The following is a 15,739-nucleotide window of genomic DNA, read 5'->3' on the forward strand; positions in this document are numbered from 1 at the left end:
CCCCCCCCCCCCCACAAAAGCGGTCAGCGCACGGCACTGACGCCGTCGAGTGTCGAGAATGATGTGTCCTTGGCCGTCAGCAAGAAATCGCGCATATACGGCGCATCGAGCATGTCGGTGCGCACCGCCGCATAGAGCGTGGCGAACAGACCCTTCTCTCCCAGCCGCTTGGCCTTCACGTAGCCCCGTGAGCTGTATTCATGCAGTGCCCAGTGGGGCATGCCGCAGACGCCCCGGCCGCTGGCGACCAGTTGCATCATCATTACTGTCAGCTCCGAGGTGCGAACCTGGGCCGGTTCGATGTCGGCCGGCTCCAGGAAACGGGTGAAGATGTCCAGCCGGTCGCGCTCCACCGGGTAGGTGATCAGGGTTTCGCTGACCAGGTCTTCGGGCACGATGTACGGTTTGCCCGCCAGTCGATGCTGGTTCGCCACCGCGAGCATCGCCTCGTAGGTGAACAGCGGCACGTAGGTGATGCCCGCCAGCTCCAGCGGGTCGGAAGTGACCACCAGGTCCAGGTCGCCCCGAGCCAGGGCCGGCAGCGGGGCGAAGGCGAAGCCCGAGGCCAGGTCCAGCTCGACTTCCGGCCAGGCATCGCGGAACTGGTCGATGGTCGGCATCAGCCATTGGAAGCAACTATGGCATTCGATGGCCATGTGCAAACGCCCGGCGGTGCCGCCGGCCAGCCGCGCGATGTCCCGCTCGGCGCTGCGCAGCAATGGCAGGGTGGCGTCCGCCAGTTGCAACAGGCGCAGGCCGGCGCTGGTGAACCGGACCGGCTTGGTCTTGCGCACGAACAGCTGCATGCCCAGACGCTCCTCGAGTTCCTTGAACTGGTGGGACAGCGCGGACTGGGTCAGGTGCAGGCGCTCGGCGGCCTCCACCAGGCTGTCGGCTTCGCGCAGGGCGTGCAGCGTCTTGAGGTGGCGGAGTTCAAGCACTGAGGTTGCTCCATGAGTAAAACTTGTGATCAATACGAAAAGATTGAGTTTGTCTCATGTGGGCCTGACTGTCGACAATGGCGCCATCTTTTACACAAGGATGCTCATTATGGCCCTGGCCCAAACCTTTGGTTTTCTGCGCATCGGCGCTGATCGCTTCCCCGTGCAGCAAGCCCACAACCGCGTCCCGGAATTTACCGCTGAGCAGGCTTTCGCCCTGAGCTGGGAGCAGCTGTTCGACGAGATCGACGAAGCCCACGCGCTGGGGCATCGGGTCAAGCCGGCGATCATCGGCCCACTGACGTACCTGTGGTTGGGCAAGGCCAAGGACGGCGATTTCGACACGCTCGACCGGCTGGAAAGCCTGTTGCCGGTTTACGGCGAAATCCTCAATCGCCTCCAGGCCCAGGGCGTGGAGTGGGTGCAGATCGATGAGCCGATTCTCACCCTCGACCTGCCGCTGGCCTGGCGAAGCGCCTTCGAGCGGGCCTATCACATCCTTCAGTATTCACCGCTGAAAAAACTGCTGGCGACCCGTTTCAGTGGCCTGCAAGACAACCTCGGCCTGGCGGCGGGCCTGCCGGTGGACGGTCTGCACGTCGACGCCGTGCATGCGCCGGAACAACTCGGCCAGGTGCTCGATCGCCTGCCGACCTACAAGATCCTCTCGGTGGGCCTGGTCAACGGGCGCAACGTCTGGCGTTGCGAACTCGAGCAGGCGCTGGCGCAATTGCGACCGGCCCGGGAACGCTTCGGCGAGAACCTTTGGATCAGTACCCTCGCCACGGGGGATCAAGGCTTCAGACAACCACTCGGCAATCTTCATCAAACTGTCACGCAAGTGTGGCAGCGCGCTTGAACAAACTTCATCAGACTTGCGCTCCATTGGGGTTCTGCGTTCTGGTGTTTGTTCATGCGTGTATTCATTTTTCTGGCCGCGTTGTTGTGCGGCCTGCCGTCGTTGGCGGCTTCTCGTTGTGATGTCAATGTCGCGACCCAACGGGTCGACCTGGACCAGGTAAGCCTGGCGTACCAGAGCATCGGCCGTGCTTCGGATCCGGCGCTGCTGCTGGTGATGGGACTGGGCGGTCAGTTGATCCATTGGCCGGACGAAGTGGTGGTGGCGCTGTGCGAACAGGGTTTTCGGGTGATTCGCTACGACAACCGGGACGTGGGCCTGTCCGCTTGGCGCCAGGCCCCCGGCACTGCCAACCTGACCTTCGAAGCCTTGCGCTACAAGCTTGGCTTGCCGGTGGCCGCGCCTTATACCTTGACCGACATGGCCGCCGATGGTTTGGGCTTGATGGATGCCCTGCAGGTACAAAACTTCCATGTGCTGGGCGTGAGCATGGGCGGGATGATCGCCCAGCACATGGCGGCGATGGCGCCGCAGCGGGTCGAGAGCCTGACCCTGATCATGACCAGTTCCGGCGCTGCCGGCTTGCCGGCGCCCAGTGAGACGCTGGTGCAGCTGCTGTCACGGCGCAGCGCGCCGAATCGTGAAGTGGCGCTTGAGCAACAGGCCGACCTGCTTGCCGCGCTGGGCAGCCCGATGGTGGTCGATGACCGGCAGGCCTTGCTGCATCAAGCCGCCGTGGCTTACGACCGAGCCTTCAACCCCGAAGGTGTGAAGCGCCAGATCATGGCAATCCTGGCCGAGCCGAGCCGGGTGGCGCTGCTCAATCAATTGCAGGTGCCGACCCTGGTGGTCCATGGCACCGCCGACCCGTTGCTGCCGGTGATGCATGGTGTGCATCTGGCGGCGCACATCCGCGGCAGCCAGTTGAAGCTGATCCCCGGCCTGGCCCATCGCTTCCAGGAGGCTTTCAAGGAACCGCTGTTGGGCGCGGTGTTGCCCTATTTGCAGCAGCACCGCGAAGACACCTCGCACTGGGCGCAGGTCGAGCCGGCGCAGGCGCCGAATCTGCTTTGATCCTCAAGGCTAGCGTCGGTGAGCCTGCTCCACCAGCCATTCCATCAGTTCCTGTAACTGGCCAGACACCTGGGCTTTGCGCGGGTACACCAGGTGATAACCGAGCCCGGTCCTGACCTTCAATTCGAACGGCGCGACCAGCCTGCCAGCGCTGAGGTCGTCGCCAATCAGCGACCAGTCGCCAATCGCCACGCCCGTGCCTTGGGACGCCATCGACATGGCCAGGTCCAGGGTTTCGAAATGCTGGCCCTTGCTGAGGTTTTTCAGATGGACGCCGGCCTCGGCGAGCCAGGCGTTCCAGTCGCGCTCGTCGGCGGTGGGGTGCAGGAGCAGATGCTGTTGCAGATCGATGGGTGAGTCCAACGGAACCGGACCTTCCAGTAAAGGACGCGAGCACACCGGTGTCAGCTGTTCGTCGAACAAGTTCAGGCAGTTTAGCGAGGCGTCGGGCGGCGGGCCGTAGATCACCGCAGCGTCGAATGCCTCACGCTGAAAATCCACGCCGTGCCGGACCGTGGTGGTCAGTTCCACCGGCACGTCCGGACGCTCCCTCTGCCATTGCAACAGGCGCGGCAACAGCCAGCGCATGACACAGGTCGGGGCCTTGAGCTGGAGGGTCTGGCGCTTCTCGCCGATCTGCTCGACCGCTTCGCCGATCAGGCTGAACACTTGCTGCACCCTAGGCAGCCACGCCTGGCCCTCGGCGGTCAGGCTCAAGCCGCGCGCCTGGCGCTGGAACAGCGCATACCCCAAATGATCTTCCAGCCCGGCGATCTGCCGGCTCACCGCACCTTGGGTGATGTGCAACTGTTCGGCGGCCCGAGTGAAGTTGCAGCACTGGGCCGTGATCAGAAACGTGTGCAGCGTCGGCAGCGGAGGGAGTCGTTTCATTTGGGATCCAAGCCATGACCTGAGGACATGGCTAGTATGACTTTTTATCCATTGTTGCCGCTACAGCCTGGCCGTTCCAATAACGCCACTCCCTCAGAACAAAAGGGGCCCGCCAGTGACGTGCGGGGCTCTTTTGAAGACAAGAAAAAAGGCAATGGCAATGGCGACGTGCGGCGAAGTATTGGTCAAGTTACTCGAAGGCTATGGCGTGGAGCGGGTGTTCGGCATTCCCGGCGTGCATACCGTCGAGTTGTACCGCGGGCTGGCTCGCTCGAGCATCCACCATGTGACGCCGCGCCATGAGCAGGGCGCCGGTTTCATGGCCGACGGGTACGCCCGGGTCAGCGGCAAGCCGGGCGTGTGCTTCATCATCACCGGCCCGGGCATCACTAACATCACCACCGCCATGGGCCAGGCCTATGCGGATTCGATCCCGATGCTGGTGATCTCCAGCGTGCAGTCGCGCAGTCAACTGGGCGGCGGGCGCGGCAAACTCCATGAGCTGCCGAACCAGGGCGCGCTGGTGGGCGGTGTGGCGGCGTTTTCCCATACGCTGATGTCGGCTGCCGAATTGCCGGCCGTGCTGGCCCGGGCCTTTGCCTTGTTCCAGGCCGGGCGGCCGCGACCGGTGCACATCGAGATACCGTTGGATGTGCTCGTGGAGGAGGCCGATGACTTGCTTGGCAGCACGCCGGTGAATATCAGCCGTGCCGGAGCCGCGCCCAGTGCCGTCGAGCAAATGGCTGCCCTGCTGGCGACGGCCCGGCGGCCGTTGATTCTTGCCGGAGGCGGGGCGCTCGACGCCGGGGGCGAACTGACCGAACTGGCCGAACGTCTCGGCGCTCCCGTGGCGTTGACCATCAATGCCAAGGGCCTGCTGTCGTCTCGCCATCCGTTGCTGATCGGCTCGACCCAAAGCCTGGTCGCCACCCGTGCGCTAGTGGCCGAAGCCGACGTGGTGCTGGCGATCGGCACCGAACTGGCCGAGACCGATTACGATGTCACTTTCGCGGGTGGCTTCGAGATTCCCGGCGCGTTGTTGCGCATCGACATCGACCCCGACCAGACCGTGCGCAACTACCCGCCAAAACTGGCGCTGGTGGCCGACGCCCGCAGTGCCGCCCAGGCATTGCTCGAGGCATTGAGCCGTCGCGTGCACGGCGCGGGCGACGGCAATTGGGGCGCGGTTCGTGTCGAACGGCTGCGGGTTGAACTCGATCAGCAATGGGACGTCCCGACCCGCGCCCAGACGCTGTTCCTCGAGACGATTCTGCAGGCATTGCCCGAAGCGGTTTTCGTCGGCGATTCCACCCAGCCGGTCTACACCGGCAACCTCACCTTCAATCCTGAACGCCCGCGCCGCTGGTTCAACTCGTCCACGGGGTACGGCACCCTCGGCTATGCGTTGCCGGCGGCGATCGGTGCCTGGCTTGGCGGTGTCGACAACGGTCATGGTCGCCCGCCTGTGGTGTGCCTGATTGGCGACGGCGGCTTGCAGTTCACCCTGCCGGAACTGGCCAGCGCGGTGGAAGCGCGCACCCCGGTGATCGTGCTGCTGTGGAATAACCAAGGCTACGAGGAGATCAAGAAATACATGGTCAACCGCGCCATCGAGCCGGTGGGCGTGGACATCTACACGCCGGATTTCATCGGTGTCGCCAAGGCCTTGGGCTGCGCTGCCGAAGCCGTCGACGGCGGCGCGCAACTGCACGCTGCATTACGCGCTGCTTGCGATCGGCAGGGTCCGACGCTGATCGAAATTGATCAGGCGAACTGGATGGCGCAGGTGGCGAAATGAATTTCCCTACGACGCAAGACGGGCTGTACATCAACGGGGAATGGTTGGCGGGCGATCAACCGTTGCGAGTGATCAACCCGGCGACCGAGGCACTGCTGACCACGGTGTATGGCGGCAACGAGCATGCCGTCGATCAAGCCTTGGCGGCCGCTACCCAGGCGTTAGGCCCATGGTCAAGCACCTCGGGTGCCGAGCGTGGCGCGCTGCTGCGCCGTATCGCTGCTGGCGTGCGGGATGCTCGTGAGCGGCTGATGCATTTGCAATCGAGCAACAACGGCAAGCCGCTGTTCGAAGCAGCCATCGATGTCGACGATGTGGTCGCGACCTTCGAGTATTACGCCGGGTTGGCCGAAGAACTGGACGTCCGCCAGGACAGCCCATTGGCGTTGCCCAGCGATGATTTCAGCGCACGCATCCGCCGCGAACCTTGCGGGGTGGTCGGCTTGATCGTGCCGTGGAATTTCCCGATGGTCACCACCGCCTGGAAACTCGCCCCGGCCCTGGCCGCCGGCTGCTGTGTGGTGCTCAAGCCTTCGGAAGTCACGCCGTTGCCGGAGCTGGAACTGGCCTCGATCATCGCCGGATGCGGCTTGCCCGATGGAGTGTTCAACCTGGTCTGTGGCACGGGCCTGGCCGTTGGTGCGCCGCTGGCGTCGGACCCGCGGGTGGCGAAGATTTCCTTCACCGGCAGCAACGCGGTGGGCGTGCAAGTGATGCAACGGGCGGCGGAAACGGTGAAGGGCGTGAGCCTGGAACTGGGCGGCAAATCGTCCTTGCTGGTACTGGCCGACGCGGACTTGGACCTGGCGGTGGAGCTGGCCTGCGGCGGCGGTTTCTTCAATGCCGGGCAGATGTGTTCGGCCACCACTCGGGTATTGGTGGCGGATGAGCTCGCCGATGAATTCCTGCAACGGCTCAAGGCGCGCGCCGAGGCGATTCGTGTGGCCGATCCGTTTGACCCGGACGTGGAAATGGGCGCGCTGGTCAACCAGGCGCAATACCAGCGGGTGCTGGGACACATCGACCGCGGCTTGAGCGCCGGGGCGACGCTGGTGTGCGGTGGCCAGCGACCTGCGAATCTATCGCGCGGCTTTTTTTTACAGCCGACCATCTTCACCAACGTGCCCCTGGACAGTGCGTTGTGGTGTGAAGAGATTTTTGGGCCGGTGCTGTGTGTACGCAGTTTCTGCTCCCAAACGGAGGCGATTGCCCTGGCCAACGACAGTCGTTTCGGCCTGGTCGCCAGCGTGGTCAGCCGCGATGCCGAGGCCGCCGGGAAGGTCGCCAACACCTTGCAGGCGGGGCTGGTGTGGATCAACGCACCGCAAGTGATTTTCCCCCAGGCCGCTTGGGGCGGCTACAAGCAGAGCAGCCTGGGCCGTGAATTGGGGCCTTGGGGGCTGGCGGCGTTCCAGGAAATCAAGCACGTGATCCGGGCCGTCTGAAGGCCCGTTATTCGGTCACGCATGCGTCGAAAAAAGGCATGCGCCACGGACATGGCTTCAATGAGTTTTTTTCGATAGTCAGGGATTTTGCACAACCTCAGGATGGCCGCAGACAGCGGCGAAGCCCTTGCAGTATGGGGCTTTGGCCGTCGTCGGACGGTGCGGGCGCAACAGGTTTTACCCACCTCATACTTAGAAGAACAAAGGGAGTCCTCCATGGGCGAGCATGATCTGAATAGACGTCAATTCATCAAGACCGCGAGTGTGGTGTCGGTCGCAGCGGCCGCCATGAGCGTGCCTTTCATCAGCGCCCGCGCCAGCGACACGCGGTTTGTCGGCAAGACCCTGCGCCTGTTGACCTGGTCCGATGACACCGGGTTGGCCGCACTGCGCAATATCGCCGCGACGTTCGAGGCCAAGACCGGGGCCAAGGTCATCGCTGATCGAACCGGCAGCACGTCGGAAATGGTCGCCAAGCTCAAGGCCGGTGGCGACCGCCCGCAGTACGACATCATCACGCTCGCGGGCGTCGGCGCCGAGGGCCTGGCCGCCGCCGGATTGCTGGAAAAACCTGACCTCAATCGCATTCCCAACCTGGTCGATGTGCCGGCGCAATACCGCACGGGCGCGGGCGGGCATGGCATCGGTTATCTGTTGTGGTGCAACAGCCTGGTCTACAGCACTCGCACCTTGAAACAGGCGCCGGACAGCTACGCCGCGCTCTGGGATGCAGAGTTGGCGCCGAATATCTTCCTGCCGCCGCCGAACTGGACCGAGGCCATGGACCTGATCATCATCGCCGCGAAACTGGCCGGCGGTGACGAACACAACATCGAGCCTGGGTTCAAGAAGCTCGCCGAGCTCAAGGATCGTGTGATGACCCTGGGGGAAAACCCCAATCAGATCGCCGAACTGTTCCGCACCGGTTCCCTGGACATGGGCGGGTTGTACGCGCCGGCGTTCTTCCCCAGGCAGATCCGCGACCCGGCCTATGGCCTTGGCGCGACGTTCGGTATGAAGGAAGGTTTCTACACCGACCTGATGCTCTCGGTCATGCCGAAAAATCGCCCAGGCGATACCGACCTGGCCTACGCCTTCATCGACCACTCCCTCGACCCGCTGGTGCAGGGCAAGATGGCCGAGGATATCTTCAACGGCCCGGTCAACGCCAAGGCCATCATCTCCGCCGAAGCGCGCAAGAGCCCGTACATCCTCACGCCCGAGCAAATCGCCGACAAGGCGATCATGCACGACAATGCCTTCCTCGCGACGGTGCATGACCAGTGGATCCGCCGGTACACGGAAATCGTCTCTTCCTGAGTTCCCCCTGTGGAGCTGGCTTGCTCGCGAAAGCGGTGGGTCAGTTGATGGGGAGGTTGGCTGCGATGCCGCCTTCGCGAGCAAGCTCGCTCCCACAGGGAATTGGCGTATCTGAAGATTGTTTGTTCTGTCGTTTTCCACTGACGAGACCTTGCCATGGAACACCAACCGTTGATCCATTCGCCAAGCGCTGTGCCGGCGCGTTCTCGGCGCAGCCTTTCGCCGACTGCGCGCGGGTGGTTTTTTCTTGCGCCGTCGATGCTGTTTCTCGGCGTGCTGGTCGCCGCCAGCCTGTTGGTGCTGCGCATGAGCGTTGGCACCAAGGGCGCGGAATGGAGCGGCTTCAGCCTCGCCAGCTATGGGCAGTTGCTGGAGCCTTATTACCTCAAGTCCCTGCTGCTGACCTTGCGCCTGGCGCTGATCAGCGCGGTGATCGCCGTGCTGCTGGCGATTCCCGTGGCCTACACCATGTCGCGCCTGGCCTCGCCGTTGTTGCGACGAGTGTTCCTGGCGGCGGTGCTGTTGCCGTTGCTGGTCAACCTGTTGCTGCAAAGCTATGGCTGGCTGGTAATCCTCGGTCCTGCCGGGATGCTCAATCAGGCATTGATGGGCCTGGGCCTGATCAGGCGTCCGCTCATGCTGCTTTACAACCAGAACGGCGTGCTGATGGGCCTGGTCCAGACCGCATTTCCGCTGGCCGTTTTGCCCATCGCCAGTGCGATGCGCGGTGTGGCCCGCAGTTATGAAGAGGCCGCCGCCACCCTCGGCGCCAGCCGTTTCCAGGTATTCCGCCAAGTGGTGCTGCCGATGAGCCTGCCGGGGATCATCACCGGCGCGACATTGGTGTTTGCCTACAACGCCAGCAGCTTTGTCGTGCCGCTGTTGTTGGGTGGTCGACGGGTGCCGATGTTGGCGGTGATGGTCCACGATCAGATTGCTCCGCTGATGAACTGGCCCGCCGCGTCCGCCGCCGGTGTGGTGCTGATTGTCACAACGCTGCTGATCATGACCCTTTCCGAGTATTTCACTGGCCGTCGTCGGCGGATGCTGGAGGCTTCGCAATGAGCTTAATGAGTAAAAAACGCCAAGGGTTGTTGCCCGGTGAAACCGGACGCGTGCCGGGGTTGCTCTCAGGTTTCATCCTCCTGCTGGCGGTGCTGCCGATTCTGACCATGATCGTCATGTCCTTCAGCGGGGCGGCGAACCTGGACTTTCCACCGAGCAGCTACAGCCTGCAATGGTACCGGGCGGCCTGGCACACCTTCGTTTCGCCGGACGCCAGCGATGTGCTGAGCCTGGGCCAGGCCATGGGCACCAGCCTGTTGGTGGCCTGCCTGACGATGATCTTCGCCACGCTGATCGCCGTGCCGGCGGCCTATGCCCTGACCCGTTGCGAGTTCCGTGGCAAGGCCGTGGCGCTGCAGCTGATGTCGCTGCCGCTGGTGTTTCCCATGGTGGTGCTCGGCTTGGCATTGCTGCTGGTGTTCGACAGCCTGCCGTTCCAGATGACCACCTCGCGGCTGGTGATTGCCCACGTGATCCTCGCCCTGCCGTTCGTGGTGAAGAACTGCACCGCCGCCATGCTCGGCATCGGCAGCGAAGTCGAAGAGGCCGCCCGTATGCTCGGGGCAACACCGCGACGGGCGATCTTCGACGTGGTGGTGCCGTTGATGAAGTCGGGGATTCTCGCCGGGATGCTGCTGGCGTTCATCGTCTCGTTCAACGAATTCACCGTGACCTATTTCCTCTACACCATCGATGTCATGACCGTGCCGATCTGGATGTACAGCCGCACCGTGTCGTCGCTGGACCCCACCGTTTTTTCGTTTGCCGTGCTCATCGTGCTGATCGACTTCGTGCTGATCTGGGCGTTGGAGAAACTGGTGGGCGAGGGCGGCGTTTCCTTTTGATTTCGAGGTGAAGACATGACTGGACTGATACTGGAAAACGTCGAGAAACACTACGGCTCGGCCTGCGCGGTCAGGGACGTGAACCTGCATCTGCCCGAGGGCAAGCTGGTGTGTTTCCTCGGGCCGTCAGGCTGCGGCAAGACCACCCTGCTGCGCATGATCGCCGGTCTGGAAAGCCTCAGCGGCGGAGAAATCCGCCTGGATGGCGAAGACATCGGCCACACCCCGGCACACCTGCGCAACTTCGGCATGGTGTTCCAGTCGCTGGCGCTGTTCCCGCACATGACCGTCGGTGAGAACATTGCCTACCCGCTTAAGCTGCGGGGCGTGGGCAAGGCCGAGCAACAGGCGCGGGTGGTGGAGCTGCTGGAGCTGATCCAACTCCAGGCGATGATCGACCGGCCGGTGGCGAAACTCTCCGGCGGCCAGCGCCAGCGCGTGGCGATTGCCCGGGCCATCGCCGCCCGCCCGAAAATCCTGTTGCTGGACGAACCGCTGTCGGCCCTGGATGCCAAGTTGCGCGAGTCGATGCAAGTGGAAATCCGCCAACTGCAACAGCGCCTGAACATCACCACCATCCTGGTGACCCATGACCAGCGCGAAGCCATGACCATGGCCGACATCGTCGTGGTGTTGGGTGAACATCGCGTGCAGCAGGTCGGCACGCCGATCGAGATCTACCGGCACCCGGCCAATGAATTCGTCGCCGATTTCATTGGTTCCGGCAACATATTCCCGGCGACTTCCCTGGGCAACGGGCGGGTCGGGCTGCCGGGTGGGGACACGCTCGAAGTACCGGCCAGCCTTGGCGTCAACCCTGGGGAAAGAATCAAGTTGCTGGTGCGTCCCGAAGACGTGCAGCTGTCATCGCCCCAGGCCTCGGCGGGTAACCGGTTGCTGGGCAAGGTGTTGTTCGTGCGAGACATCGGGGCGACCATCGAGACCACGGTGGAATGTTCCGGCGTCTCGTTCACGGCGCTGAGCACGCCGTGCCAGGGCATGGAGCTGGGCATCGGGCATGCAGTGTCGGTGACGGTGCCTGCGCAGGCGTGTCGGGTGTTGGGAGCCTGAATTCAAGGGGTGAGGTACATCTCCTGGCCTCTTCGCGAGCAGGCTCGCTCCCACAGATGATTTGTGGTGAACGCCCTACATGCGTACACCAGGGATCCCCTGTGGGAGCGAGCCTGCTCGCGAAGAGGCCGGTAGGAACTACACAAATCTCAGATCAAACAGTCATCCGCAACCGCGCCAGATCCCTCAGCGGCGGGGCGCCAAACAAGCGACTGTACTCACGGCTGAACTGCGAAGGGCTTTCATAACCCACCCGATACCCTGCCGCCGAGGCTTCCAGCCCTTCGGCCAGCATCAGCCGGCGGGCTTCCTGCAGGCGCAGTTGCTTCTGGTACTGCAACGGGCTCATGGCGGTCATGGCCTTGAAACGATGGTGCAGCGTCGAGACGCTGAGGTTGACTTCCCGGGCCAGGTCGTCGATGCGCAGCGGCTGTTCGAAATGGCCGTTGAGCCATTTGATCGCCTGGCTGATGCGATGGCTCTGGCTATTGGCAATGGCGATTTCATACAGCCGGTAGCCTTGCGGGCTACGCAGCAGGCGATAAAGGATTTCCCGGCGCACCAGTGGCGCGAGCATGGCGATGTCTTTCGGGCTGTCCAGCAACCGTGCCAGGCGCAGCACGGCATCGAGCATCGGCGTGTCCAGGCGTTCGACATACAGGCCGCGACCGGCGGGGCGGGTCGGTACGCCCAGGGGGCCGGCGTCGGCGATCAACGCGGTGATTTCCGCCGGGTCGATGTCCAGGCGCAGCGCCAGGATCGGTTGTTCGGGCGAGACGTCGGCGATGCACCCGCTCAATGGCATCGAGACCGAGACCACCAGGTAGTGCAACGGATCGTAGTTGAACAGTTCGTCTGCCAGGCGCACCTGCTTGCTGCCCTGGGCCATGATGCACAGCGCCGGTTGGGCCAGCACCGGGGCAAATTTATGCGGCTGGCTGTGGCGCGACAGGTGCAGCGAGCCGATGGCCGTGGCGTAGCTGCCGTCTTCGGTGGTATTGCGCTCGATGATCGATGCCAGCTCGGCGCGCTGTTGTTCCAGGTAAGTGTCCAGCGGGACGTGGGCGTGATCGAGTGGCGACATGCCGAAATCCTCGGATGATAGGGATGCGATGGACGCAGCTTAAATTTGTGCAAGGCGCAGCGGTAGCAACATCCTGTTGAAAGCTTGCCTGATCCTGCACGGCATGTCGGATCGGGACGGTGCAACCTGCTCGAAACTTGCTTGAAACCTTTTGTTTCAAGTTGCGCTGTTTGTGTCGGTTCCAAGCCAGGTCGGCGACATCTGCGGGCAGGATCGTGCAATGGGTCGGCAGGAATCGACTAACGAAGCTGGCGTCGCGGCGCTTAACCTTTGATCCTGTCGCAGCCCGTCCCCGGCTGCACAACGGATCACCTGGGAGGGTTGAACATGACTACACAGATCCCCGTCAGTCACATGGCTTTCGTGCGGGCACGAGCCGGCTGCAGCCAGCAATTGGGTGCGCGCCTGAGTACCTTGATCACCCCGTCGCGGCAAGCTCCCGGTTGCCTGCACTTCGCCTTGCAGCAATCGCAATGCGATGCCGACTTGTGGCTGGTGTCCGGGTTGTGGACCCACCAGCAGGCGATGGAGGCCTACTTCAATTCCCCGGCGATGGCGATCTTCGCCGAGTTGGTGCAGGACCTGGTGGTGAGCAGCCTGGATTTCCATACCTTTCGCGAAGTGTCTGCTGCCAAGGCGACCGAAGGGTGCATGGCGAAGGTACACAAACTGGCCGGTTGAAGGTTTAATGACGGTCATTTCCAATCGCCAGGATGGGCACTATGGCACGCAAAGCCTTTGAAACTTTTGAAGCTGTTTCCGCTGTCGTTCCCAAGGAGGGTGGCGGCTACTACGCAGCCATTGCCACCAAGGCCATCGGCAGTCCCGACAAGCCGCGCTTCAACAAAGTGCTCGAAGAGCAGACGTTCGAGACCGCTTTCAAAGCCGATGAAGCGGCTGCCCAGCAGTTGACTCACCTGCAGGGTGTCGATGGCGAAGGCGGCCTGATCTGGTAAGTCGGCATTTCCGAGTATTGCTCTTGTGGCGAGGACACCGTAGGGATGCTGACGCATCCAGCGGGAGCAAGCTCCCTCGCCACGGGGGACCGCGCTGGTCTTACTTCGGGCGATGCATCCTGAACAACGCCTCTGGCCCCAGCTGGAAATAGTCCGCCGGCCCGCCGCCACGCAAAATCGGCTCGGCGGCGGCGGTGTCGTATACCCCATCCTTCAATAGCCATCTGGCGATATGCACGGCGACCACTTCGCCGAGGATCAGCCAGCTCGGTACAAGCGCCTTGTCGGCACGTTGCAGCTGAATGATCTGGGTGACCTTGCATTCGAAGGACACCGGGCTCTCGGCCACGCGTGGCACCTGAATCACCCGCGACGGGGCGGGCGTCAGACCGGCCAGTTCGAACTCGTTGATCTCTGGCGCGACCATCGCGCAGCTCTGGTTCATCTGCTCGGCCAGCGGGCGGGTGGCGAGGTTCCAGGCGAACTCCCCGGTCTGCTCGATGTTGTTCAGGCTGTCTTTGCGCCCGACACTTGAGAAACCGATGATCGGCGGAACGTAGTTGAACGCGTTGAAGAAACTGTAGGGCGCCAGGTTCAGGCGGCCTTCGCCGTCCTGAGAAGAAATCCAGCCAATCGGCCGTGGACCGACGATCGCGTTGAACGGATCGTGGGGCAGGCCGTGACCGTTGGCGGGTTCGTAGAAGTGGATGTCATCGGGCATGGAGATGTGAACGTCCGGTGCTTGAAAGGGAATCCGAGGATAGTGCAGCGATCAGCCCGTTTTGTCAGCACCACAAAAATCTGTGGGAACGGGATCAGTCCAATCAAAAAGGGGCGAACCTGGCAAGGTCAGCCCCTTCTGTTGCTACGGTTTGGACATCAGTCCGTCACGATCCGCGAATGCTTGCGGGTGTCTTTCATGGTGATGTAGACCAGCAGCGATACCGCGATGCAGCCTGTCACGTACCAGTAGTAGCCGGTTTCCATGCCGATGCTCTTGAACCACAGCGCGATGTACTCGGCGGTGCCGCCGAAGATCGATACGGTCAGGGCGTAGGGCAAGCCGACGCCGAGGGCGCGGATCTCGGTGGGGAACAGCTCGGCTTTTACCACCGCGTTGATCGAGGTGTAGCCGCTGACGATGATCAGCGCTGCCATGATCAGGAAGAACGCGCCCCACCAGGTCTGGATGGTGTGCAGGGTGGTGAGGATCGGCACCGTGAACAACGTCCCGAGGATGCCGAAGGCAATCAGGATCGGCCGGCGACCGATCTTGTCCGACAGCCCACCAATGAGCGGTTGCAAGCACATGAACAGGAACAGCGTGGCGGCGGAAATGGTGGTGGAGTCGGAGATGCTCATGCCGACGGTGTTCACCAGGTACTTCTGCATGTAGGTGGTGTAGGTGTAGAACGCCAGCGTGCCGCCCATGGTCAGGCCGACCACGGTCAGCAGTTCCTTGGGGTGACGCATCAAGGTGCGCATCGCGCTTTCCTTGGCTTTTTCCTTCTTGGTGAACGACTCGGTTTCTTCCATGCCGCGACGCAGGTACAGCGCCACGACCGCGCACAGCGCGCCGATGGCGAACGGGATGCGCCAGCCCCAGGCGTACAGCTGCTCGGTGGTGAGGACTTGCTGCAGCACGATCAGCACGCCGAGGGCGATGAGCTGGCCGGAGATCAGGGTCACGTACTGGAAGCTGGAGAAGAAACCACGTCGTTCCTTGGTCGCCATCTCGCTCAGGTAGGTGGCCGACGTGCCGTATTCGCCACCCACCGACAAGCCTTGGAGCAAGCGGGCGAAGACCAGCAGGATCGGCGCGCCGACGCCGATGGTTTCGTAGCTCGGGCTCAGGGCGATGATCAGCGAGCCGAAGCACATCAGGTACACCGAGGCCATCAACGCGCGTTTACGGCCGGCGCGGTCGGCGTACAGGCCCATCAGCCAGCCACCGATCGGGCGCATCAGGAAGCCGACGGCGAAGATCGCGGCAGTGTTGAGCAGTTGGGCGGTGGTGTCGCCCTTGGGGAAGAAGGCTTTGGCGAAGTACAACGAGAAAGCGGCATAGACGTACCAGTCGTACCACTCGACCATGTTGCCGACCGAGCCGCTGAAGATCGATTTGATCCGGCTGGCGGTGGTTCTTTCACGGGCGGGCACGGCGGCCGACCCAATGGGCAGGGCGTTGGAGTTATCCATTGAAGGATCCTTCGTTTAATTGTTTTTGTGGAGCGCGTGTGAACGCAGCCTGCCAGGGCTATAGCAGGAGCTGTGCCAGGTGGCGGAGGGCCGGTTTAGACGGGTTGACGGCGACGGGGTGAGCGGAATTCCGCTTATTGTGTCCGCGGGGGTGGGCGGGAATCCGCTTATTCTGTGATGTATCGGGCGGC

14 protein-coding genes and 1 pseudogene are annotated in these 15,739 nt (G+C 62.8%); 10 read left to right on the forward strand and 5 right to left on the reverse strand.

Annotated features, from left to right (window positions below; translation table 11 throughout):
- Positions 1-23 precede the first annotated feature (23 nt).
- A complete protein-coding gene (metR, locus tag ACE04F_RS07520) occupies positions 24-941 on the reverse strand; it encodes a transcriptional regulator MetR (RefSeq protein ID WP_072395284.1) in 918 nt (305 codons plus the stop codon).
- Positions 942-1,116: 175 nt separating this feature from the next.
- On the opposite strand from metR, the pseudogene ACE04F_RS07525 reads away from it, so the two are divergent.
- Both ACE04F_RS07525 and ACE04F_RS07530 read left to right on the forward strand, forming a co-directional pair.
- Positions 1,117-1,719 (forward strand): annotated as a pseudogene (locus ACE04F_RS07525) (5-methyltetrahydropteroyltriglutamate--homocysteine S-methyltransferase); the annotation flags it as partial.
- A gap of 135 nt (positions 1,720-1,854) precedes the next feature.
- Positions 1,855-2,874 carry an alpha/beta fold hydrolase gene (locus ACE04F_RS07530; RefSeq protein WP_486105643.1) on the forward strand — a complete coding sequence of 340 codons (1,020 nt, stop codon included), beginning with the start codon at positions 1,855-1,857 and terminating at the stop codon, positions 2,872-2,874.
- A 9-nt stretch (positions 2,875-2,883) separates the two neighbouring features.
- Here the strand turns inward: ACE04F_RS07530 and ACE04F_RS07535 are convergent, their stop codons facing one another.
- A complete protein-coding gene (locus tag ACE04F_RS07535) occupies positions 2,884-3,765 on the reverse strand; it encodes a LysR substrate-binding domain-containing protein (protein ID WP_486105644.1) in 882 nt (293 codons plus the stop codon).
- Positions 3,766-3,925: 160 nt separating this feature from the next.
- On the opposite strand from ACE04F_RS07535, the gene ACE04F_RS07540 reads away from it, so the two are divergent.
- The 6 genes from ACE04F_RS07540 (at position 3,926) to ACE04F_RS07565 (ending at position 11,309) form a co-directional block, all read left to right on the forward strand.
- The gene (locus ACE04F_RS07540; RefSeq protein ID WP_486105723.1) at positions 3,926-5,563 is read left to right on the forward strand and encodes a 5-guanidino-2-oxopentanoate decarboxylase; all 1,638 of its coding nucleotides are present in this window, start codon (positions 3,926-3,928) and stop codon (positions 5,561-5,563) included.
- Entirely contained in the window at positions 5,560-7,008 is a 1,449-nt protein-coding gene (locus ACE04F_RS07545) for an aldehyde dehydrogenase family protein (protein ID WP_486105645.1), read from the forward strand. The genes ACE04F_RS07540 and ACE04F_RS07545 overlap by 4 nt, the downstream gene beginning before the upstream one ends.
- Positions 7,009-7,224: 216 nt before the next feature.
- Positions 7,225-8,328 carry an ABC transporter substrate-binding protein gene (locus ACE04F_RS07550; RefSeq protein ID WP_486105646.1) on the forward strand — a complete coding sequence of 368 codons (1,104 nt, stop codon included), beginning with the start codon at positions 7,225-7,227 and terminating at the stop codon, positions 8,326-8,328.
- Between the two features lie 156 nt (positions 8,329-8,484).
- The gene (locus ACE04F_RS07555) at positions 8,485-9,393 is read left to right on the forward strand and encodes an ABC transporter permease (protein ID WP_486105647.1); all 909 of its coding nucleotides are present in this window, start codon (positions 8,485-8,487) and stop codon (positions 9,391-9,393) included.
- The gene (locus tag ACE04F_RS07560) at positions 9,390-10,238 is read left to right on the forward strand and encodes an ABC transporter permease (protein WP_486105648.1); all 849 of its coding nucleotides are present in this window, start codon (positions 9,390-9,392) and stop codon (positions 10,236-10,238) included. Before ACE04F_RS07555 ends, ACE04F_RS07560 begins: the two co-directional genes overlap by 4 nt.
- A gap of 15 nt (positions 10,239-10,253) precedes the next feature.
- Complete coding sequence (locus ACE04F_RS07565; protein ID WP_486105649.1) at positions 10,254-11,309, forward strand: ABC transporter ATP-binding protein; 1,056 nt, start codon at positions 10,254-10,256, stop codon at positions 11,307-11,309.
- 154 nt (positions 11,310-11,463) lie between these two features.
- Here ACE04F_RS07565 and ACE04F_RS07570 read toward each other — a convergent pair whose 3' ends face one another.
- Complete coding sequence (locus ACE04F_RS07570; RefSeq protein ID WP_486105650.1) at positions 11,464-12,393, reverse strand: AraC family transcriptional regulator; 930 nt, start codon at positions 12,391-12,393, stop codon at positions 11,464-11,466.
- 327 nt (positions 12,394-12,720) lie between these two features.
- On the opposite strand from ACE04F_RS07570, the gene ACE04F_RS07575 reads away from it, so the two are divergent.
- Both ACE04F_RS07575 and ACE04F_RS07580 read left to right on the forward strand, forming a co-directional pair.
- Positions 12,721-13,074 (forward strand): putative quinol monooxygenase, encoded by a 354-nt coding sequence (locus ACE04F_RS07575; RefSeq protein ID WP_305496474.1) that lies wholly within the window; start codon positions 12,721-12,723, stop codon positions 13,072-13,074.
- 41 nt (positions 13,075-13,115) lie between these two features.
- Positions 13,116-13,349: a hypothetical protein gene (locus ACE04F_RS07580; RefSeq protein ID WP_434569659.1), complete on the forward strand. Its 234-nt coding sequence runs from the start codon at positions 13,116-13,118 to the stop codon at positions 13,347-13,349.
- A gap of 100 nt (positions 13,350-13,449) precedes the next feature.
- Here ACE04F_RS07580 and ACE04F_RS07585 read toward each other — a convergent pair whose 3' ends face one another.
- Positions 13,450-14,070, reverse strand: a complete 621-nt coding sequence (locus tag ACE04F_RS07585) for a flavin reductase family protein (protein ID WP_486105651.1) — start codon at positions 14,068-14,070, stop codon at positions 13,450-13,452.
- Between the two features lie 158 nt (positions 14,071-14,228).
- A complete protein-coding gene (locus tag ACE04F_RS07590) occupies positions 14,229-15,548 on the reverse strand; it encodes an MFS transporter (protein ID WP_486105652.1) in 1,320 nt (439 codons plus the stop codon).
- Between the last annotated feature and the right edge of the window lie 191 nt (positions 15,549-15,739).

The organism is Pseudomonas sp. AGC41, assembly GCF_057334555.1.